18 protein-coding genes are annotated in these 22053 nt (G+C 66.0%); 13 read left to right on the top strand and 5 right to left on the bottom strand.

The genetic code is table 11. The features are described from left to right. Positions 1 to 34: 34 nt before the first annotated feature. Entirely contained in the window at positions 35 to 805 is a 771-nt protein-coding gene (locus K6L26_RS00730; RefSeq protein WP_221852417.1) for a TRP family putative cation channel, read from the bottom strand. 215 nt (positions 806 to 1020) lie between these two features. Here K6L26_RS00730 and K6L26_RS00735 point away from each other — a divergent pair, with 215 nt between their 5' ends. Beyond that, positions 1021 to 1851, top strand: a complete 831-nt coding sequence (locus K6L26_RS00735; RefSeq protein ID WP_221852419.1) for a caspase family protein — start codon at positions 1021 to 1023, stop codon at positions 1849 to 1851. 15 nt (positions 1852 to 1866) lie between these two features. After that, positions 1867 to 7578, top strand: coding sequence for a CHAT domain-containing protein (locus tag K6L26_RS00740; protein WP_221852421.1), 5712 nt, complete (start codon positions 1867 to 1869; stop codon positions 7576 to 7578). Here the strand turns inward: K6L26_RS00740 and K6L26_RS00745 are convergent. Together K6L26_RS00745 and ptsP are read right to left on the bottom strand one after the other, a co-directional pair. Continuing rightward, positions 7570 to 8544, bottom strand: coding sequence for a pirin family protein (locus K6L26_RS00745; RefSeq protein ID WP_019346720.1), 975 nt, complete (start codon positions 8542 to 8544; stop codon positions 7570 to 7572). The two genes, K6L26_RS00740 and K6L26_RS00745, sit on opposite strands and share 9 nt — an antisense overlap. A 79-nt stretch (positions 8545 to 8623) precedes the next feature. Beyond that, a complete protein-coding gene (ptsP, locus tag K6L26_RS00750; RefSeq protein WP_221852423.1) occupies positions 8624 to 10306 on the bottom strand; it encodes a phosphoenolpyruvate--protein phosphotransferase in 1683 nt (560 codons plus the stop codon). Positions 10307 to 10408: 102 nt separating this feature from the next. On the opposite strand from ptsP, the gene K6L26_RS00755 reads away from it, so the two are divergent. The 4 genes from K6L26_RS00755 to K6L26_RS00770 are packed head-to-tail and all read left to right on the top strand — an operon-like array spanning position 10409 to position 14444. Then, on the top strand, positions 10409 to 11176 hold the full coding sequence (locus K6L26_RS00755) for a DeoR/GlpR family DNA-binding transcription regulator (RefSeq protein ID WP_064894469.1): 768 nt from the start codon (positions 10409 to 10411) through the stop codon (positions 11174 to 11176). Then, entirely contained in the window at positions 11173 to 12141 is a 969-nt protein-coding gene (locus K6L26_RS00760) for a 1-phosphofructokinase family hexose kinase (RefSeq protein WP_221852424.1), read from the top strand. Before K6L26_RS00755 ends, K6L26_RS00760 begins: the two co-directional genes overlap by 4 nt. After that, entirely contained in the window at positions 12138 to 14150 is a 2013-nt protein-coding gene (locus tag K6L26_RS00765) for a PTS fructose transporter subunit IIABC (RefSeq protein ID WP_221852426.1), read from the top strand. The genes K6L26_RS00760 and K6L26_RS00765 overlap by 4 nt, the downstream gene beginning before the upstream one ends. 36 nt (positions 14151 to 14186) lie before the next feature. After that, entirely contained in the window at positions 14187 to 14444 is a 258-nt protein-coding gene (locus tag K6L26_RS00770) for an HPr family phosphocarrier protein (RefSeq protein WP_221852427.1), read from the top strand. Between the two features lie 170 nt (positions 14445 to 14614). Here the strand turns inward: K6L26_RS00770 and K6L26_RS00775 are convergent, their stop codons facing one another. Together K6L26_RS00775 and K6L26_RS00780 are read right to left on the bottom strand one after the other, a co-directional pair. Next, positions 14615 to 15076, bottom strand: a complete 462-nt coding sequence (locus K6L26_RS00775; protein WP_221852429.1) for a hypothetical protein — start codon at positions 15074 to 15076, stop codon at positions 14615 to 14617. Beyond that, entirely contained in the window at positions 15073 to 15522 is a 450-nt protein-coding gene (locus K6L26_RS00780) for a hypothetical protein (RefSeq protein WP_221852431.1), read from the bottom strand. Before K6L26_RS00780 ends, K6L26_RS00775 begins: the two co-directional genes overlap by 4 nt. 129 nt (positions 15523 to 15651) lie before the next feature. Here K6L26_RS00780 and K6L26_RS00785 point away from each other — a divergent pair, with 129 nt between their 5' ends. The 7 genes from K6L26_RS00785 to K6L26_RS00815 all read left to right on the top strand — a co-directional run bounded on the left by K6L26_RS00785 (position 15652) and on the right by K6L26_RS00815 (position 22030). After that, on the top strand, positions 15652 to 16611 hold the full coding sequence (locus K6L26_RS00785) for an EspA/EspE family type VII secretion system effector (protein WP_221852433.1): 960 nt from the start codon (positions 15652 to 15654) through the stop codon (positions 16609 to 16611). Then, complete coding sequence (locus tag K6L26_RS00790; protein WP_221852435.1) at positions 16604 to 16924, top strand: type VII secretion target; 321 nt, start codon at positions 16604 to 16606, stop codon at positions 16922 to 16924. The genes K6L26_RS00785 and K6L26_RS00790 overlap by 8 nt, the downstream gene beginning before the upstream one ends. 53 nt (positions 16925 to 16977) lie before the next feature. Beyond that, the gene (locus tag K6L26_RS00795) at positions 16978 to 17577 is read left to right on the top strand and encodes a hypothetical protein (protein ID WP_221852436.1); all 600 of its coding nucleotides are present in this window, start codon (positions 16978 to 16980) and stop codon (positions 17575 to 17577) included. Positions 17578 to 18090: 513 nt separating this feature from the next. Beyond that, positions 18091 to 19440 carry a type VII secretion-associated serine protease mycosin gene (gene mycP, locus K6L26_RS00800; protein ID WP_036390657.1) on the top strand — a complete coding sequence of 450 codons (1350 nt, stop codon included), beginning with the start codon at positions 18091 to 18093 and terminating at the stop codon, positions 19438 to 19440. Then, on the top strand, positions 19437 to 20834 hold the full coding sequence (gene eccE / locus K6L26_RS00805; protein ID WP_019344375.1) for a type VII secretion protein EccE: 1398 nt from the start codon (positions 19437 to 19439) through the stop codon (positions 20832 to 20834). Before mycP ends, eccE begins: the two co-directional genes overlap by 4 nt. 49 nt (positions 20835 to 20883) lie before the next feature. Next, complete coding sequence (locus K6L26_RS00810) at positions 20884 to 21222, top strand: YbaB/EbfC family nucleoid-associated protein (RefSeq protein ID WP_064894472.1); 339 nt, start codon at positions 20884 to 20886, stop codon at positions 21220 to 21222. Positions 21223 to 21565: 343 nt separating this feature from the next. Continuing rightward, a complete protein-coding gene (locus tag K6L26_RS00815; RefSeq protein ID WP_221852438.1) occupies positions 21566 to 22030 on the top strand; it encodes a hypothetical protein in 465 nt (154 codons plus the stop codon). Positions 22031 to 22053: the final 23 nt, after the last annotated feature.

Consider the following 22053-nt stretch of genomic DNA (forward strand, 5'->3'; position numbering starts at 1 on the left):
TCGTCCTAGTCGGTGCAACGGCCGCGTAGCGTAGTCAACTACTCGAATTCGGCGGCACCGGCCACGGTCTGCGGCCGCCACCCAAAACAGTCCGGAGCAATTCGGCAAGCCGCTCCGGAGCGTTCGCCGGAATCGAACGGATCAGCCCGGACCGGGCCAGCGCCGCCGTCCGTTCATCGGTCGGCTGACCCGCCAACGCGCGCGCGAAAGCGTCGGCGGTTCGCCCCGAGCCGGTGATCGCCACCACGGGCCGGCCGGCTCGGACACTCAGCTCGACGTCAGAGTAAGCGATGTCCCCACCGTTGATGAGCACCGTGATCGATGGGCCGCTGCCGGCGAGAACCGTTGCGACATCGGCGATCCACGGCGCTTCGGCACCCCAGTGGTCGCCGGGCACGATCAGGAAATGGGTGTGCCGCGGCTCCAGCGCGACACCCTGCGCCCGGTCTGGCCCGGCGGTGTCAGGCAGCTGCGTCGTACCGGCCGCGACCACACCCAACAGTGGAAACGCCGCGGCCTGGCGCACCTCGCCGAACAGCTGCATGACCCCGGCCAGCGTGCCGCCGTCCACACCCACGGCTCCGCACTTCTGCATCGCAGGCGCGATGCCCGAGGCGAACAGTGGACGCAGCCGGTCCATGTCAGCGGCATCGAGGCCGGCGGCCCCGCCGATCACCACCACGGTCGGCCGTGGCGCATGCAGTCCCAAAGCGGCGAGCGCCGACGGCAATTCCGTGGTTTGGCTGACCTGTACCGCCGGTGCTCCACCCGTATTCGGGAACTCCAGCCGGAACGGTGACGTCACGAGCGGGCCGTCCTCTCCTCGCCGAGAGCCATCCGCGAATTCGAGTACCCGACTACTCACGACCCCCGGGCGTCACGTGCACATACTGCAATTGCCCACCTGACGTGTCGTCGGTCTGAGGAGAGGATACTGCGATGCCCCACCAGGCCAGCTGCTTCTCCGGACCGCGATCACAACATCGATCCTGACCGAGGCCCACTGCAAAGGAGAGCACCATGGCCAAGAAAGCGGTGCTCATCGGAGTCAATCGTTACCGAGTTCCGGGAAACGACTTACGCGGCTGCGTTCCCGACGTGAAGAACATGGCCGAACTGCTTCAACAACGGTACGAATTCGATCCCGACGATATTTCCTTGATCACGGACTTCAAGGCCACCAAGGAAGCGATCGAGACCGCCGTCACCGGGCTGGTCCGCGGGGCCCGACGCGGCGATGTGCTGCTGTTGCACTACTCCGGGCACGGGTCCAATGTGCCCGACGACGACGGGGATGAGTCCGACGAACGCGACGAGATCCTGTGCCCGACCGACCTGGACTGGAACGACCCGCTGCGCGACGACTGGTTGCGCAGCGTCTTCGACGGGCTGGCCGACGGCGTGAGCCTCACCGTGATCACCGACTCCTGCCATTCCGGCACCGTCACCCGCGCCCTCGAACCGCCCGACGCCCCGGTGATCGAGCGATACCTGCCGAGCCCGTGGGATCTGGCGGCCGCGGAGTCCGGACGCGGCCTGGCCGGGCCCACCCGGGGAACCCGCCGCCACAAGCCGGCGGCCGACGTGGTCCACGTCGACATCCCCGAGGTACTCATCTCCGGCTGCCGGGCCGACCAGACCTCGGCCGACGCCGCCATCGCCGGTGGCTTCGCCGGAGCGCTGACCTACAACTTGGTCGAGGCGGTGGCCGAATCGCGAATGCCCCTGTCATATCGGGAACTGCACGACCAGACCTGCGCGAAACTGAAACGCGGCCGCTATGAACAGGTTCCGCAGCTCGAAGGCAGCGAGGCACGTCTCGAACAACCCTTCTTGTCTCCCCTCGACTGACACCCTGTCGACACCATGACCGTCAAGCTCCGGATTTCCGGTCTCGAGGACGAGGCCAAGGCCGACACCCATTCGGTACGCGCGGGCGTGCCCGGAGTCGAAGCCAAAGCGCCCGACACCGGGCTGCTCGAGGTGATCGAAGTGACCCGGTCCTTCAACCTCTCCCCCTCGGCCCGTGAGCAGAACCCGGAGCCTCAAGGCATTTCGGTGGACGACGACGCCGTGCTCGAGATCGAGATCGAAGGCGGGTTCACCACCTGGGTCTCGGCCAAGCGGTATTACGAGGAAGCACCGCTGCTCAAGCCCGAGGCGATGGTGGGCGACGCCGTCAGCGTCGACACGCTTCCGCGCGCCTCGGAGCGAGGTGTCAAAGACTGGCTGACCACTCGGCTACGGATTCTGCGGTTGAAGCCCGACGCCATCACCGACAAGCTCACCGACCCAACTCAGTGGCCGATCGACCTCATCGAAGAAGCCAAGGACCTAGGGATCAACCTGCTGGCGAAGGTGCCTGCCTGGTTCGCCACCAAGGCACTGATCCGGATGATCGAGAACAACCTCAGACCCGGCCCGGGCCTGTACCGATGGGATGACGCCACCCGCGAGGTAGGAACGCAGGCCCCCACGCCCGTCGATTTCAAGGACGTCGACGTCGACAAGCCGCTGCTGGTCTTCATCCACGGCACCGCTTCTTCCACCCGCGGCAGCTTCGGCGCCTTCCTCAACAACGAGGCGCAACCCCAGTGGCAGGAGCTGCAGCGGATCTTCGACAGGAACATCTACGCCTTCGAGCACCGCACTTTGAGCCAGAGCCCCATCGACAACGCCATCGAGTTGCTCACCGCGCTGCCCCGCAACGCCCGGGTCAGCATCGTGTCGCATTCCCGCGGTGGGCTGGTCGGCGACCTCGTCACCCTGACGTCGATCAACACCGAACTCGTCGCGAACTTCAAACGCGGTGACACCGAGCTGGACCTGGCCGACCTGCACGACCGCAGACAACTCGGCCGGCTCGCGGAACTCATCGCGCACAAACAACTTCGGGTCGAGCGGTTCGTGCGCTGCGCATCGCCGTCCCGCGGCACCCTGCTGGCGGGAGACAACATCGACGTCTTCCTGTCGGTGCTGACCAACCTGATCGGCTTCATTCCCGGAGTCGGCACAACGCCGCTCTACGAGGTGATCAAGCGGATCGCCCTCGAAATCGTCAAGAACCGGACCTTGCCGTCACTGGTCCCCGGGCTCGAAGCGATGATGCCGCAATCCCCCCTGATCGCGCTGCTCAACAATCTGACCGATCCCGCGCTCGGCGCGATGGGCGTCATCGCCGGCGATATCCAGGCCGGCAACTGGCTCAAGAAGATCGGCGTGTTCGCCAGCGACCACGTCATCTACGAAGGTCGGGACAACGATCTGGTGGTCAACACCGATGCCATGTTCCACGGCGCCCGTCGGACGGCCGCCCGCTACATATTCGACCAGGGCGCCGACGTCAGCCACTTCAACTATTTCGGCAATCCCCGCACCCGCGGAGCGCTGGTCGAGTGGCTCGCGGCAACCGCCGACAAACCCCCGCAGGTCTTCCGGGACATCGTCGCCGACCACCTGGATCCGGTACCGATGCTGCGCTCCCTGCAGACCCGCGCCAACGCCGACCAACCGATTGTCTTTGTTCTGCCGGGAATCATGGGCTCGCACCTGAATGTCGGCGAACGCTCGGTCTGGATGCGCTACCTGGCCCTGTTGCGCGGCGGGCTCGGCGATCTCGCCGACGTGACCGCGGCGAACGTGCGCCCCGTGGCCCTCGTCGGCGACGGCTACCGCAAGCTGTGCGAGTTCCTGCAGAACACTCACGAAGTCATCCCGTTCGCCTACGACTGGCGCCGGTCGGTGACCGACTCGGCTCGCCTGCTGATCGTCGAAATCGAGAACGCCTTGCGCCGAACACAGCAGCCGGTACGGATCATCGCCCACAGCATGGGCGGGCTGGTGGTGCGCTCGATGATCGCGCAAGCCCCCGACCTATGGGACCGCATCTGCGAACGCGACGGCGGGCGCTTGGTGATGCTCGGCACCCCGAACCGCGGCTCGCACGACATCGTCGAGTCCTTGCTCGGAAGTGCGGCAACCGTACGGAAACTCGCGATGCTGGATCTCACCCACGACATGTCGGACATCGTCGGCATCATCGGGAAGTTCCCCGGTGTGCTCGAGCTGTTGCCCGACGACGAGCACTACTTCACGGTCTCCCACTGGGGGGACTACCGCGACAAGTGCCGCGGATCGGCGGTGCCGGGCGAGGCACTGCTGGCCGCTGCCCGGGCGACCCACGACACCATCAAGGACCACCTGTCCGGCCTGCCCCACCTGGACCGGGTGCACTACGTGGCAGGCACCGCGCCGCGCACCGTGAAGGGCGTCGACGTCATCGACGGCCGCGTCGTGCTGGATTGCACGACCGAGGGCGACGGTCGGGTCACGTATGTCTCGGGTCGGCTGCCCGGCAGCCGGACCTGGTACATGGACGCGGTGCACGGTGATCTCGCGTCTCACGAGCCGAGCTTCCCCGCGCTGCAGGATCTGCTCGATTCCGGTGCCACGTCCCGGCTTTCGGACACCCCTCTCACCGCGTCACGGGGAGGTCCGCACGATTTCCGCGCGCTGCCTGAACCGGTGCTCTACCCGACCGAGACGTCGCTGGCGGCCGATCTCCTGGGAAAGACCGCGCGCAAGCCGTATCAGGTAGGCACCCAGCCCAGCTTCCGCGTCTCGGTGGTCCACGACGATCTGCGCTACGCGCGCTACCCCATCGTGGTGGGGCATTACGAGGGCGACACCATCATCGGCGCCGAGGCCCAATTGGACGGACTGCTGCGCGGCGCGCTGACCGAACGCTATGCGCTGGGCCTCTACCCGGGTGAGTTCGGATCCGTGGCGGTGATCCTGCGTAAGCCCACGGCGGTACAGAAGGCGCTGGCCCTACCGACCGGTGCCGTCGTCGTCGGCCTCGGCAAATGGGGCGAACTGAGCGCAGGGCAGCTGAGCGACCTGCTTCGCCGCGCCGCGCTCCAGTACGTTCTCGAACGCCGAGACGGTCTGGGCGGGGCTGCGGATGCGGAGCCGGCCGCGCAGAAGATCGGCCTGTCGGTCCTGCTGGTGGGCGGCAACTCGACCGCGAACATCGCGGTGGGAGATTCCGTCGGAGCCATACTGCGCGCGATCGGCCAGGCCAATCGTGAACTCGCCGAAGGCAACAGCAACGCGCTGACGATCCAGGAAGTCGAGATTGTCGAGCTCTATGCCGATACGGCGATCGAAGCCGCACATGCGGTCAACCGGTTGGCCCCGCTGATCGGCAAGGAGCTGGGCACCGAGATCGAGGCTACGCAACTACTGCGGCACGGCCGCGAGGGACGTCGACGCCTGACGGCCTCGGCAGGTCGTCAGCACGCGTGGCGCAGGTGGGAGGTCAGCGTGGTCGAGCCACCGCGCAAATCCCCGTCCGCGTGCCTGCCCAAGCCACTGGCCGAACGCCTCAAGCGCGCGGTGCTCGAGACGGACAATGCCGACGCGGAACTCCTTGCCGCGCTGGCTGAATTGGCGATCAGCGGGCCCGCCGAGCAAGCCGAGGCCCATCGCGAGATCAGGTTCTTGACCCTGTCCGACCGCGCCCGCGCCGAGGCGACCAGCCAGCAACGGCAACCCGAACTGGTGGACCGGCTGATCAAGAGTTCGATCTCCCAGACCAGTTTCCGCTCAGACGAATCTCGGGTGCTGTTCGAACTCACCGTGCCCAACGAGCTCAAGTCGGGACTCGCTCAGGTCGACAACCTGGTGCTGGTGCTCGACGCCGAAAGCGCCGCCTACCCATGGGAACTCATGAGCGCCGGCAACGAGGCGTTGTGTATCGACAAAGCCCTGGTCCGTCAGTTGCAGACCACGAAGTACCGCCCACAGATCGGCGCGCGAGCCGGAACGTCGGCCTATGTGGTCGGTGACCCTCTCGTCAGCGCCCCGTTCAGGCAGTTGCCGGGCGCGATGGCAGAAGCCGGCGCGGTCTACGACCAACTGCGCGGACGCTTCGACGTCCAGAAGCCCGCGACGAAGCCGTCTGCACTTGAAGTGCTTGCCGGGCTCTACCAAAAGCCCTACCGCATCGTGCATCTCGCCGGTCACGGTCATTACGAACCGCCGACGACCGCCGACGGCAAGGCCCGTAGCGGAATGGTGCTCGACAACGGCGTCTTCCTCACCGCTGTCGAAGTCGGCCAGATGCAGCAGGTACCCGAGCTGGTCTTCCTGAACTGCTGCCACATCGGTCAGACCGGGCCCGAGACGCCGACGCGCACACCCGCCGTCGAGTTCAACCGGCTGGCCGCCAGCGTCTCGCGCGAACTGATCGAGATGGGCGTGCGTGCCGTGGTGGCGGCCGGCTGGGCCGTCGACGATGTGGCCGCCAAAGAGTTCGCCCAGAAGTTCTACGAATGCATGCTGGCCGGGGAATCTTTCGGCTTCGCTCTCAAATCCGCACGCTGCCACACCTACGACCTGTTCCCCCAAAGCAACACCTGGGGTGCCTACCAGGCGTACGGCGATCCCGACTACCGGCTCGACCCCACGACCAGCGGGTCACCGTCGGCCTCGCCGGGACGGGTGGATATCGCCGAGTTCATCGACGCGGTGAACCATGTCGGTCGCAAGCCGGAAACCGGTGCTACGACACCGTTTTCCCGCGGGCCGCTGGTCGAGCAGCTCACCGCCCTGGTGCAGGAATGTCCGGCCGACTGGCTTGAGCAAACCGACGTTCAGATGGCGATCGGGTACGCCTACGGCAATCTGAGGCGCTTCGACGATGCCCGCCGGTACCTCATCGCGGCCCTGGCCGGGGAGGGTGAGACATCGACGACGACGATGCGCGCCGTTGAGCAGCTGGCGAACTTCGAGGCACGTATGGCCAACGACATCGCTGCCACTGATCCCGACTATGCCCAGGAGCTGTACGCGTCGGCCATCGAGCGGCTCGAGCGCCTCCTCGCGGTGTCCCAGACCGCGGAGCGGTACAACCTGCTCGGTGGCGCCTACAAGCGTCGGGCGGCCGGCGAATCGACCGGCAGGACAGCCAGGAAGATGCTGTTACGGGCGTGCGAACACTACCGTCAGGCCCATCTGCTGACGCTGCAGCGCCAACGCATCGATCCCTATGCGGTACTGAACTGGCTGACGCTGGCCACCATTCTCGACGAACAGGTACCGGACGCCGACGCGCTGATCGACCGCTGCGTGACCACCGCGCACGAACAGTTCTCGATCGACCGCAGGTTCTACACCGCGGTCTCGATCGCGGATGCGGCCTTGGTGCGCGCGCTGCGGTCGGGCCGGCTCGGGCAGAACGGCCAAGCGGGAGAACAGGAAGTCGCCCAGTTGCTGGCGCACTTCCAGGAAGTCGTCGTGCTTGCCGTGCCGTCGCTGGGCAACCTCGATTCGGTCTGCACCCATCTCGACGTGACCGGCAAGCTTCTGACCAAGATCCAGCCCAACCGGGCGAGCAGCCGCATGACCGTGGCTAACCTGGCAGAGCTGTGCCGCAGGATCTCCGGCGATCAACGCAATGGTCACGTTGTCGAACCCGTTGCCACTGCCAGCCGCAACGGGTCGGCACCGAAAGCGGCTACCGGGCGGCCGAAGCCGCCCAGGCGCCGACCGGGCGGCGAAGGGATCTCAGGATAGGGGCCGATGCGGCATCAGCGCGTTCGGCGGGATCTGGCCGAACTTGCCCGCCTGGTAGTCCTCCAGTGCCTGGATGAGTTCTGACTTCGAGTTCATCACGAAGGGGCCGTAGTGGAAGACCGGTTCCCGAATCGGCTTGCCGCCCAGCAGCAGGACTTCCATCGCGGGCCGGTTCGAATCCTGAGTTCCTTCGGCCGACACCGTGATCCGATCACCGGGGCCGAGCACTGCGAGCTGGCCCTGGTGGATCGGGTGGGCCACCGGGCCGACGCTGCCGCGTCCGCTCAGTACGTACACCAATGCGTTGAAGTCGCGGTTCCACGGCAGGTTGAGCTGCGCGCCCGGTTCGATCGTGGCGTGCGCCATGGTGATCGGCGTGTGCGTGCTGCCCGGGCCCTGCGCACCGTCGATCTCGCCGGCGATGATCCGGACCAGGGCTCCGCCGTCTTGAGAGGACAGCAGTTTGGCGTCGGGACCCTCGATGGCCTGGTAACGCGGCGTCGCGAACTTGTCCTTCTTGGGCAGGTTCACCCACAGCTGGATGCCGTGGAAGGTGCCGCCGCTCTCTACCAGTTCGGCCGGCGGGGTCTCGATGTGCAGGATGCCGGATCCCGCGGTCATCCACTGGGTGGCGCCGTCGGTGATCAGGCCGCCGCCGCCGTGCGAATCCTGGTGGGCGAAGCGACCGTCGATCATGTAGGTGACGGTCTCGAACCCGCGGTGCGGGTGCCAATCGGTGCCTCGCGGCTCGCCCGGCTGGTACTCCACCTCGCCCATCTGATCCATGTGGACGAAGGGGTCGAGGTCTGCGGCGCTGACCCCACCGAATGCCCGCACGACGGGGAATCCTTCGCCTTCATATCCGCGCGGGCCGGTCGTGATCGAGCGGACCGGACGCTCGGTTTCTGACGCCTGAGCTGCCGCGATACGGGGCAACGTCAAAGTGTCTGCGGTGATGGCTGGCATCTTTAACCTCCAACATGTGTAGCCTGATGCCAGCTATAACCGGACTGCGGTCCGATTATTCCCCGAGGCCCGCGCAGGTCTAGCCGAGGGCCGCCAGCGCGGCCTCGCGCGCCTCGGCAGCCGATGCCGTATCCAGGACCGCCCCGGCGGCGGCACGACACTGCTCCAGGGTCACCTGCGCGATCCGCGCGCCCACGGCGCCGATCGCCGCCGGCGCCATCGACAGCGACGTCACTCCCAAGCCCACCAGCACGGCGGCCAACAGCGGATCGGCAGCAGCCTCACCACACACGCCGACGGGCTTGCCCGCCGCCTCACCGGCCCGCGCCGCCAACCCCACGAGCGCCAGCACCGCGGGCTGCCACGGATCGGTCAGCGACGCCAGGTCGGCCGACATCCGATCGGCGGCCATCGTGTACTGCGCGAGGTCGTTGGTTCCGATCGACAGAAAGTCGACGTGTTCCAGAATCTTGTCGGCCATCAGTGCGGCCGCAGGCACCTCGATCATCACGCCGGGGGTCAGGCCGTGCGAACGCACCTTGGCGGCAAAGCTTTGCGCCTCAGCCGGCGTGGCGATCATCGGTGCCATCACCCACGGCTGGTTTCCGGTGGCCTTGGCCGCGGCAGCCACCGCCGCGAGCTGATGGTCCAGCAGGCCGGGATTGCCCGCGGCGATGCGGATGCCCCGCACGCCAAGCGCCGGATTGGCCTCCTCGGGGTGGCCGGCGAACTTCAATGGCTTGTCCGAACCCGCGTCGAGGGTACGCACCACCACCTTCTGGCTGGCGAACGCGTGGAGCACTTCCCCGTAGATCGCGGCCTGCTGGTCCACCGTCGGCTCGGCATCCCGGTTGAGGAAGCACAACTCGGTACGGAACAGCCCCACCCCTTCGGCCGGGGTTTCCCGCGCGGTCCTGGCGGCGGCGCCGTCCTGCACGTTGGCCAAGATCGCAACGCTATGACCGTCTGCCGTGGCACCCGGACCGGCCCACTGCCGAACCGCGAGCGCGTCACGCTGCGCGGCGGCGACGGCTTCCGCGGCGATCGTCGCGTCCGGGTCGGCGGTCACGGTGCCCGCGGTGCCGTCGAGCAGGACCATGGCCCCGGCGGCAACGGCGTCGAGCCCGTTGATCGCCACCACGCACGGAATCCCGAGCTGGCGGGCGATGATCGCGGTGTGGCTGGTCGGGCCGCCCAGTGTGGTGGCCAACCCGACCACCAACTGCGGATCCAACCCCGCGGTATCAGCGGGCGCCAGATCCTCGGCGCACAGGATCGAGGGGATATCCGGCAGCGGCACACCGGGTTCCGGCAGACCCGACAGCTCGGCGATGACGCGATCACGGATATCCCGCAGATCGGTGACGCGTTCGGCCATCAACCCGCCGAGCTGCGTGAACAGCTCGACGAACTGGTCGACAGCCTCCGTCACGGCGCGGACCGCGGGCGCTCCGGCGGCGATCCGCTTCTCGGCGGCACCGATCCAGGCGCGGTCCTGGGCCAGCGTCGCGGTGGCGGCCAGGACCTCTGAGGCCGCCCCAGTGGCATGCGCGGCGCGGCCCCGCAGCCGAGTGGCGACCTCCGTGACAGCAGCTGCGAATCGCGCCGCCTCGGCCGGGCGGTCCGCCTCATCGATATCCCCGGCGGGCAGCTCGATCTGCGGCAGCCTGCTGACCCGGATCACGGGCGCGTACTGCACACCCGGAACCACCGGAACCCCGCGCAGCACAGTGGGTGATGCGACCGACGACGTAGTGCCCATGTGAGACAGGTTACAAGAAACGATTGACAAGTCAACACAGTCAAGCGTAAAACAACATATATCCACATCCAATCGGGCTCGAATCCACACAAACGGAGGCTCATGTACGCCGAGGAGCGCCAGCAGGCCATCGCCGCGCTGGTCATGAGCAGGGGCCGCGCCTCGGTCGCCGAATTGGCGCAGACATACGACGTCACCACCGAGACCGTCCGCCGCGATCTGGCCGTGCTCGACAAGGCCGGCGTCGTACGCCGCGTGCACGGCGGCGCCGTCCCCGCCCGAACACTGCACCTGGTGGAGTCCGGCGTCGGCGAACGCGACACCACCCGCGCCGCGCAGAAGGACGCCATCGCCGCGGCCGCCGTCGACTTCTTTCCCCTGACCGGTGCCAGTGTGCTGCTGGACGCCGGGACCACGACCGCGCGCGTTGCCGCCCAACTGCCGACGGATCGCGAACTCACGCTGGTGACCAACTCCGTGCCCATCGCCGGCCACCTGGCCACAATGCCCACCGTCACCCTGCAGTTGCTCGGCGGACGGGTCCGCGGTCTCACCCAAGCCGCCGTCGGTGAGCAGGTGCTGCGGGTGCTCGAAACCCTGCGGGTGGACATCGCATTCATCGGCACCAACGCCCTCAGCGTCCGGCACGGACTGTCGACACCGGACACCGAGGAAGCCGCAGTCAAGCGGGCCATGGTGCAGGCCGCGAATTACGTTGTGGTGGTCGCGGACTCATCGAAGGTCGGTGAAGAGGACTTCGTCAGCTTCGCCCCCATCGACAGTGTGGACACCCTGATCACCGACAGCGAGATCTCCGATACCGACCGAGCTCTGCTCACCGAACGCGGCGTCGAGGTGGTGATCGCATGATCGTCACCGTCACCCCGAACCCCAGCCTCGACCGCACCGTCACGTTGGGATCGCCGTTGCTGCGCGGAGCGGTGCAGCGCATCGATTCCGTCACCGTCGAACCCGGCGGCAAAGGCATCAATGTCGCCCGCGCACTGACCCTGGCCGGCGTCCCGGCAGAAGCTGTCCTGCCCGCCGCCGATTCCGACCCCCTGTTGAGCGCGCTGCGGGCTCTCGCTGTTCCGTTCACCGGCGTGCCTCTTGCGGAGCCCGTCCGAACCAACATCGCGATCACCGAATCTGACGGCACCACAACCAAACTCAACGAGCGCGGCGCCGTGGTCGACGGTGAGGCGCTGGCGGCGCTGACACGGTGCGTGCTGGCCAAGGCACAGGATGCGTCCTGGGTGGTGATGTCCGGGTCGTTGCCCCCCGGCATGCCGCTGGACTGGTACGCCCAGTTGGTCGCACTGCTGGCGCCGCGGAATTGCCGGGTGGCCGTCGATACCTCCGAGGCACCGCTGGCGGCGCTGGCCGCCGCGTTCGAGGTAGCCGCACCCGACCTGATCAAGCCGAACGCCGAGGAGCTCGCCGACCTGGCCGGGGTATCCGCAGTCGAGCTGGAATCCGCTGCATGCCAAGGCGATCCATCGCCAGTGGTGGCCGCAGCGGAGCAGCTTGTCGGGCGAGGTGTCGGCGCGGTCCTGGCAACCCTGGGCGCCGCCGGCGCGGTACTGGTCGACAACACCGGTGCCTGGCTGGCGACGCCGCCGCCGATCGTGCCCCGAAGCACCGTCGGTGCGGGCGACGCGTCGCTGGCCGGCTATCTGCGCGCCGCCGTCACCGGTGCCGATGCCCCGCGACGCCTGCAGATGGCCGTCGCATACGGCAGCGCCGCCGCGGCACTACCCGGATCCGCCCTGCCCGGGCCGGCCCAACTGGACCTCGAGGCAGTCCATACCCACCCACTGAAGGTGTCGTCATGACTCAACCGATCATCACCCCAGATCTGGTCCTGCTCGATGTCGACGCGGGCAGTGACAAGGAAGCCGTCATCACGCGGTTGGTCGCTGCACTTTCCGGGGCCGGCCGTACCAACGACACCAACGGCCTGGTGGCAGCCGCGATGGCCCGCGAAGCCCAATCCGCCACCGGCCTGCCCGGCGGCATCGCCATTCCCCACTGCCGATCGCCCTTCGTCGACGCCCCTACGATCGGCTTCGCCCGGCTGTCACCGAAAGTCGACTTCGGCGCCCCCGACGGCCCGGCCGACCTGGTGTTCCTGATCGCCGCACCGGAATCCGGTGGGGCCGAACACATGAAGCTGCTCTCCAGCCTGGCGCGGGCGTTGGTCCGCAAGGATTTCGTGGCCTCCCTGAGGGACGCCGGCAGTGTGTCCGAGGTGGTGACGCTCGTCGACGGTGTGGTGAACCCGGCGCCTGCCGCGGCGCCCCCTGCTCCCGAGCCGCCGGCCAAGACGGTGTCGATCGTGGCGATCACGGCCTGCCCCACCGGCATTGCCCACACCTACATGGCGGCCGACGCGCTCAAGCAGGCCGCCGAGGCCGCGGGCGTGGCTCTGACCGTCGAAACCCAAGGGTCTTCGGGCTCCACCCCGCTGCCGGCGGCCACCATCGCCGCCGCCGACGCGGTCATCTTCGCCACCGACGTCGGCGTCAAGGACAAGCAACGGTTCGCAGGCAAGCCCGTCGTCGCCTCCGGGGTCAAACGCGCCATCAACGAACCCGACGCCATGATCTCCGAAGCCGTCAGGGCCGCAGGCGATCCGGACGCCCCACGGGTGGCCGGCACTGTCGGCGAGACCGCACCCGCGGCGGCCGGCGACGTCGGCTGGGGCACGCGGATTCGGCAGATCCTGCTGACCGGCGTGAGCTACATGATTCCGTTCGTCGCCGCGGGCGGCCTGCTGATCGCGCTGGGCTTCCTGTTCGCCGGATACGACATCGGCAATACCCCTGAGGGTGGGCAACCACTGTCGTATGGCATGAACTCCCTGGGCCACCACATCGCCGTCACCAACACCCTGGCCGATCTGCCGCCCGGTGGTCTGACGCAGTACCTCGGGGCGGTGCTGTTCACGCTCGGTGGGCTGGCGTTCATGTTCCTGGTGCCCGCCCTGGCCGGCTACATCTCGTTCGCGATCGCCGACCGGCCCGGTATCGCACCGGGTTTCACCGCCGGGGCCGTGGCCGTCTTCGTCGGCGGAGGGTTCATCGGCGGCATCGTCGGCGGGCTGATCGCCGGATTCGCCGCGCAGTGGATCAGCTCCGCCAAAGTGCCGCAGTGGTTCCGCGGACTGATGCCCGTGGTGGTGATCCCCCTGGGCGCCTCGCTGATCGTGGGCCTGCTGATGTTCCTGCTACTCGGCCGGCCACTCGCCGCGCTGACCACCGGCCTGACCAACTGGCTCGGCGGGATGACCGGAACCTCCGTGGTGGTGCTCGGCGTGATTCTCGGGTTGATGATGTGCTTCGACCTCGGCGGCCCGGTCAACAAGGCGGCCTATGCATTTGCCACCGCGGGCCTCAACGTCGCCGACCCCGCCACCCTGCGCATCATGGCGGCAGTGATGGCGGCCGGGATGGTGCCGCCGCTGGCGATGGCACTCGCGTCGACGCTGCGCCCAGGCCTGTTCACCGAGCCGGAGCGCGAAAACGGCCGGGCAGCCTGGCTTCTCGGCGCATCCTTCATCTCCGAAGGCGCCATCCCGTTCGCTGCGGCCGACCCGCTGCGGGTGATCCCCTCGATGATGCTCGGCGGAGCCGTCACCGGTGGCCTCGTCATGGCCTTCGACGTCACCCTGAAAGCGCCCCACGGCGGCATCTTCGTATTCTTCGCCATCGGCAACCTGCTGTGGTTCCTGGTCGCCCTGGCGGCCGGCACGGTCGTCGCCGCCCTGGCCGTCATCACGGCCAAACAATTCGCCAAACCAACTGTCACCACACCGGAAACCCCGGCGCTGGCCACCACCTGAGTCACAACCCTTAAGTCACAACCCAAAGGAGAAACAATGCCCAGCAAGACTGTCACCGTCGGTTCCGCCATCGGCCTGCACGCCCGCCCCGCCGCGATCATCGCCGAAGCCGTGGTCAACGCAGGCGTTCCGGTCACCCTGGCCATGGATGGCGGCGAACCCGTCGACGCCGGCTCGGCACTGATGATCATGACGCTGGGTGCCGGCAACGGCGCCCAGGTCACCGTGGCATCCGACGATGCCGACGCGTTGGCCACGGTGGCGGGACTGGTGGAGCAGGATTTGGACGCGTAGGACGACGTACCGGCGCTCGACAGTGCGACCTGTCACATTCACGGGCCACACTCAGCACCACCGACCCGCCTGCCAAAACAAACCGCCGACCACAAGGCCGCATGAAGAATTAAGGCTGGGGGCCATGCCCTGAGCCGCAATCACTTCGAAGAAGGGTTGACCGACGGGTTTCACACGCTGTACGGCGGTGCCTGCGGTCCTCTGCCTTGCGCAACGGCGTGACTCATCGCCTGGAGCACGGCGCCGCGCTTGGCCCGGAATGCGGGGGCCTCACGGTCGATGCGCCAATTGCTCTTGTCTGCATCGTTCGCCTGCACCACAGGACCACTTTCTTTGCGGTCATAATGTGGCGGTATCAGGCCCATGCTTCCGAGGATCTCCTCGCATCTGGCGGCTTCAGCAGCCAAGTCGTCGTAGGGCGCCACCCAAAGCCGCTCACCCGGCCACCGCGCCCAGAATGCTGATGAGAAGGTATATAAACGAGCCGCTTTCTGATAGGACGCTTTCTTCAAATGCCATGCGAGTCCAAAAAATATGACCGCAAACGTGACCCCAATTCCCGCAATAATAGCCACCACGACGGGAAGCGTCTCCAAACGGGAACTCAGGTCAAAGTCACCGGCCAATATCACTCGAAATACCTTCCGATTGCAGCCTGCCGATCTTGATCAGCGGCAGAATTCAACGCACCCACTACGGCATCTACCCAATGACGCAACTCGGAGACATCGTTTGACAATCCCGCGACATCGGATGATTCTTCCGAATCTTCGCGCATAAGAATCAAAGTCCAACACCGTTGCGCTTCGTTGCTCAACTCAACAAAAGGTGCGTAGGTCAACTGTTCTTGCGGCCAGCGCGCACGGAATTTAGCCGACCTTTTCTCCAGCCGTCGGCGGTAAGCATTTGGACGGTTGGTGCCCGCCCACCACCAGAGGAACCACCCCGCCAGAGCAATTAACGCAACACTGATAACCACGGCGCACACGAGGACGATCAGGTTGGCCAAGGCGGCTTCGGGGCTGTCCGGCCAGCTACGTCCGGACAACGGTCCGATCGCTCCACCAAGAGCAAGCATGCCGGCAAGCCTACATCGGAGGACTGGCTATCTGACCGTCCTGCTGGCACTCTCCACCACTCAAAAATCGCGCACCGACCGCGGCGGCCCCCTGTTAGGCTCGTACAGCTAAGCGAAAGGTGGGGATTGATGGGCCTGACAAACCTGGAGACAGTCAAGTCGTTCGCCGAATATGGCTTCGCCATCAAGGGAAGTTACGAACACATCGATGCCCTCGCAGGCTCGGATAGCCTGGGAGATACGATTCTAGCGGCGAGCGGCATTGCGGCGGACGTTACCGGGGCTGCCCAAATGGGCGGCGAGAAATTGATCGATAAATTCGGGGATAAAATCGGGCCCAAACTCGTCGATAAGTTCGGCGATAAATTCGGGGCCTTCGGCGAGTCAACTCCTAGTAAGTTTAAAGAGGCGTACAACCCGAGCAACAAGCAAATGAAGGGTCTCGGTACACCCATCATCGGCGCCGCCCTGCTTACCCTCAATGGGATGCAGTTGATGTGCGGAATGGGCGAACCGGATACCGGTGACCGTTTCGCAAAGGGCGCTGACAATTTCACAGCAATCTCAGATGTCCTGAAGAGAGCAACACCGACCGAGCTATGGCACGGCAGCGGATCGGACGCTTATACCGCCCAGAACGAGCGGCAGCAAGACCGTGCCTCAACGATGGGCCAAATCGACACCGACGTTAAGGGCATCATCGCCGACGAGGCGCAGCAAATAAAGGCCACGCGTAACGTCCTCGACGTCTCCGCAACATTACTGACTTTCATGATCCCGATTGCGATTGTTATCGGGAAGATCCCGCCGACCGGCCCAGCGAATCAGATGGTGTTCGAGCTCAGTGCAGTCGCCGCGACGATGCCCGGCGCGTTAGCGGCATTTGGGACAATGGAAGCCCTGACTCTTGCGAATGCGCAGAAGTTCGGGCGAGCAGCCAGCGCCTACCGGGAGGTTGCGGCTGGCGCCAAGCCCACTGGAGCGGCACCAGCGGTCGGATCACCGCCCGGCGGAAATACAACTTCAAGGCCATGGTCCCCGTCCGCTGGATCATCGACTGGTACTGGGGAAGGATCGATCAATGTCTGACGGCACGCTAGGCGTCACGTCCTCACATGTTCGCGAACTGTCCGATGGCCAAAGCTTGGCAAAGACGTTTATCGAGTTGAACGCCGAAGTCACAGATGGGATCGGCGTATCCATGTTCGCGAGCCACGGCCCGATCTGCTTGGCCAGCATCACGGCACTGGGGATGGCCAATGACGCCCGAGCTGCGGCTTGTGCGGCAATGGCGTCCGTGTCGCAGGACATGTCGGTCAAGCTGGATAGCGCGGCAGCGCAGTATGACCAGACCGATACTCAAGCCGGAGCAGATCTCGGCAAGGAGATGCACCCCCGGTGAAGTGTGACCGGCCGATCGTCGGTTGGTGGACTGCGATGGGATATGACTGACACATGACGCCTCACGGTTCCGATGGCTGGGACGATGACGACGCCGACGACACAGGCCTCGCCGCGCTCGACTTCGACATCCCGGTGTTCGACGATGGCGGATCCGCACTCGATGCCCTGCCGGACTGCGCGGTGGACAGCACCGACCACGGCACGACGCATGACACAGGTCTCGACGGTGTCCATGACTACACCGGCCGCCACGTCGAGGACGACACGGACGACGGCTTCGGCGCCTTCGATGCCGGAAACGAACCCGCGGACGAAGAGCAGATCCCGGTAGTCCAGACGATGAATCCGCCGGGCACAGTCACCGTCATGGCCTACCTCAACGGTTCCGTCGCCCGAGTAGACCTGGACCCGCAGGTCACCACCCTGACCGAGGCCCAACTCGCCGACGAAATCCGCGTCGTGGCCGGCGTGGCCGCCAAGAGGGCGACGGCAGTAGTGCACATCAGGGTGGTGAACATGCTCGTGGAGCAGGGCATGGGCTTCGACGAAGCCCGCGACTTCGTGGCGACGAACATGCCGTTGGCGACTCCGCAACAGGCCGGGCAGGCCGAACTCGCACTCATCGCGCGGCACTCCGGGCAGGCGCACTGACGAGCTCAAGGGGACGTCACACATCCACACCACCCAAATGTCCGCAGGCGACTTAAGTCTTAGCTAACCCGGACGATGTCCGATCTCTATCCGGCCGGAATTACATGGTGCTGGCGAGGGTGTCCACTCACCCGCGAGGCCATTGACGCGCATGCCGATAGTGCGCATGTCCTTTTGGCATACTCGACTGGGGTGTTGACCTAAGTGATGCTAGCGCGCTGACAGAACGTCCACCCAACATCGATCCCCGACAATTGACCCGCCCAGGGCCCTCCGAGGGCCAGCATCGCTACGCCAACGGAGCCCGCCGCGACTCCCGCATTGCCGCGTGCAACACTCACCGCGGGAACAAAGCGTCATCAGCCTCACCTGGGCACCCTTATGATTGCCTGCGTGCAAATAGCCGGACGGCTTGACGTGAGACGATGCGTTTCTGAACAGGCCGGATATTGTTTGCTGAAAGTGCACCAGCACACTGCAGACATGTCCGATGTCATTGGGGGAGTGTGAGGCGTGCAGCGCTTAGCCGTGATGCTGCTGGCAGTTTTGTTGGCCCTATTCAGTGCGCCGCCGGCGTTCGCGATCGATCCGCCAGCGATCGATGCCGCCGCTGTTCCACCTGATGAGACCGGTCCCGACCAGCCGACCGAGCAGCGCAAAATCTGCGCGGCGCCGACGGTCATGCCGAATTCGAACTTCGCCGACAAACCGTGGGCGGCCGACTACCTGAAGCTCGCTGAGGCGCAGAAGTTCGCAACCGGCGCCGGCGTAACTGTCGCGGTTATCGATACCGGTGTGAACGGTTCGCCCCGAGTCCCGGCCGAGCCGGGTGGCGACTTCGTCGACGCCGCGGGCAACGGGATGTCCGACTGTGACGCCCACGGGACGCTGACCGCATCGATCATCGCCGGCCGCCCGTCGCCCACTGACGGATTCATCGGTGTGGCCCCCGATGCCCGACTGATTTCGCTGCGCCAGACGTCGGTCGCGTTCCAGCCCAAAGGTTCGCGCCAAGATCCCAACGACCCGAACACCACCCAGACCGCGGGCTCCATCCGCAGCCTCGCGCGCTCGGTGGTGCACGCTGCCAACCTCGGTGCCCAAGTGATCAACATCAGCGAGGCCGCCTGCTACAAGGTGACCCGCAGGATCGACGAGACCAGCCTGGGCGCAGCCATCAACTACGCGGTGAACGTCAAGGGCGCGGTGATCGTCGTCGCCGCCGGCAACACCGGCCAGGACTGCAACCAGAACCCGCCGCCGGATCCGTCGGTCCCCGCCGATGCGCGCGGCTGGAAGGGTGTGCAGACGATCGTGAGCCCGGCCTGGTACGACCCGCTGGTACTCACCGTCGGCAGCGTCGGCCAGAACGGGCAGCCGAGCAACTTCTCGATGTCAGGTCCGTGGCTGGGCGCGGCGGCTCCGGGCGAGAACCTCACCGCGCTGGGTTACGAGGGCCAGCCGGTCAACGCCACTCCCGGTGAGGATGGCCCGGTGCCGCTCAACGGCACGTCGTTCTCGGCCGCCTTCGTCTCCGGTCTGGCCGCACTGGTCAAGCAGCGCTACCCCGATCTCACGCCCGCCCAGGTCATCAACCGGATCACCGCCACCGCGCGCCATCCCGGCGGCGGCGTCGACAACTACGTCGGTGCCGGCGTGGTCGATCCGGTCGCCGCACTCACCTGGGAGGTGCCCGAGGGTCCGGCCAAGGCGCCGTTCCGGGTCAAGGAAGTACCGCCGCCGGTGTACATTCCGCCGCCAGACCGTGGCCCGATCACCGGTGTCGTGGTCGCCGGAGTCGCGCTGGCCCTGATCCTGGGGATCGCTGCGATGACCCGTCGTGCGTTGCGGCGGCGCCAATGAACTTCTTGCGCCGGAACTTCGGCTTCCGATTCACCACCGGGCACGCGATCTGGGCGGCCACGCTGATCCCGGCGTGCATCGCGGTGTGCCTGCACTTCAAGTTGCTCTGGTTGGGCATCACGCTGTCGGTATTGATCGCGATCTTCTCGGTGCTCACCATCCGCGGCTACCGGCTCACCGGCTGGGTCAGGGCGATCTTCTCCTGGCGGCGACGCCACCGCAGCACCCCGGACGTGCCGTCTGAGCCCGCGGTCGGGGCCACGGTCATGCCGGGCGATCACGTCGCCGTGCGCTGGCAAGGCGATTATCTGGTCGCAGTAATCGAGCTGATGCCAAGGCCTTTCACGCCGACCGTGATCGTCAACGGCAACGCCGTCTCGGATGACACCGTCAGCACCAAACTGGTCGAAAAGCTGCTCCGGGCGCACTGTCCCGACCTGGAGGCCGATGTGGTGTCGGCCGGCTATCGCGTCGGCAAGACCGCGCCGTCCAGCCTGGTGGCGCTCTACGAGCAGGTGGTGGGCCCGTACCCGGCGCCGGCGAACCGGCGCACCTGGATCGTGCTGCGCGCCGACCCGGAGAAGACCCGGCGTTCGGCTCAGCGCCGCGACAGCGGCGTGTCCGGATTGGCCCGGTACCTGGTGGCATCGGCCACCCGCATCGCGGATCAGTTGGCCAGCAACGGGATCGACGCGCGGTGCTCACGGAGCTTCGACGATTACGACAAGGCCACCGAGATCAGCTTCGAGAAGGAAACCTGGTCGGTGATCAAGGGCCGCAGTACCTTCACCGCGGCATACAACGCACCCGGCGGCCCCGACGTCTGGTGGTCGGCTCGTGCCGACCACACCACCACGTGTGTCCGCATTCGTCCCGGGGCGGCGCCGACGTCGACGGTGTTGCTCACGACCTTGTCGAATCCGACTACGCCGCGCGGGTTTTCCTGCCTCTACGGCGGGCAGCGAGCGGCGCTTCAAGGTCTCACGCCCGTCACGGACAAGCACTACGACCTGCCGATCGGCTCGGCCGGGGTGCTCGTTGGTGAGACATCGGACCGCTACCCGGTGTACATGCCGTTCGACAACGTCGACGTCAGCATCAACCTCGGCGACGCGCGTCTGTTCACCCAGTTCGTCATCCGCTCCGCCGCTTCCGGTGCGGTGGTGACCCTCAGTCCTCAGTTCCGTGAGTTCGCCACGATGATCAACGGGCGCGTCGGCCGGGTGCCACGCGTCGCATGGCCGAACGCCACGACGTACCTGGGCCCGCACCAGGGCGTCGGCCGAGTGATCCTGCGGCCCAACTTCATTGACACACCACGGCACCGTCAGCTGCCGATCACGTTGATCAATCCGCGTGAAGAGAGCCGCTACCAGATGGCGCTCGAGCAATGACATCAAGCTTCCTGGGAGAGGGGTCCCAGAAGGGTCGGGAGGAATCGAAGTGACAGATGAGATGCACCCGCAGGTCGCTGCGGTACTGCGTCAAGCGCAGCAGCTGCAATCGCTCATGGATGATCAGCTGCACAAGATGAACAGCGAAACATTCACGGCCGCAGACGAAGCCCAGAGCGTTGAAGTCACGCTCAATGGCCACCACCATCTGATCGACGTGTACATCAAAGAAGGATTGCTGCGGCTGGGCGCCCAAGCCGTGGAACAGCGGCTCAACGAAGCGATCCAGAAGGCGACGGCTGCGGCGACCGCGTCCATCGAGGCTGACCGCGAACGGCTCGATGCGATGGTGGCGGAATTGACCGCGGATGGGCCGCAGCTGGGCTGAGGTTCCTGCAGGCGCGGATGAGGTCGGCCTGCACATCCGCTGACGCAGTGGGGCGAGATGGAAACATTCAGCAGACGGTTTGGTATCGCGCTCAACCTGATTCTTGCGTTGGTATGCGGAGTCTGGGCGTTCGTCGCGATCAAGCACTTGGCGTTCATCACCGCGGTGATCGCGCTTGGGCTGGCGGCGACTTGGCTGTTTGTGGGAGCGCAGTTGGCGGCGTCGAATAAAGCTGTGGTCCAAGCCGCGTTCGACGAATCGGGGAATGTTGCTCCGTCCGGATCGTCGCTTGGATGCGATTCAGCGGAGATCGTGTGCCGCCCTGGCCCTATCGGGATTGTCGATGCTGGTCGCCTGGTTCACCGGCTGGCTCTATCTACCACTACCCGACGGAATGGGGGAAGTATTTCCCATCGCTTTCGGCGGCACTGGGCTGCTTGCCGGATGGTTTTGGTTTGTCTTCAAACGCCAAGGGGGCACTAGCTACCTGCTACTAACTCCCGAGGAGTTCGAATTTCCCAATCTCGGTTCACTGAACTCAGGAAAGTGGGACGACATCACCGCGGTGGAGGACAAGGTGCCGAAGGAGGAGCGCTTCTGGACCCCCATGGTGATCACCATGAAGGACGGTTCGGTCCTTTTGATGGACTCGCCCGGCAGCTACACCCCGAAGGGCACAGCCCTCATCGAATTGGTGCGGTTCTATTGGCACCACCCCGAACAGCGAAGTGAGCTCACCGATGGGCGCGCGCTGGACCGACTTCATGCGTTGGAATCACAGAGCGGTATGCGTGCCAAGCCGCTCTAGCTAAAGGGGTCGACACGCGCCCC

The organism is Mycobacterium farcinogenes (assembly GCF_019739075.1).
GTDB classification, from domain to species: Bacteria; Actinomycetota; Actinomycetes; order Mycobacteriales; family Mycobacteriaceae; genus Mycobacterium; species Mycobacterium senegalense.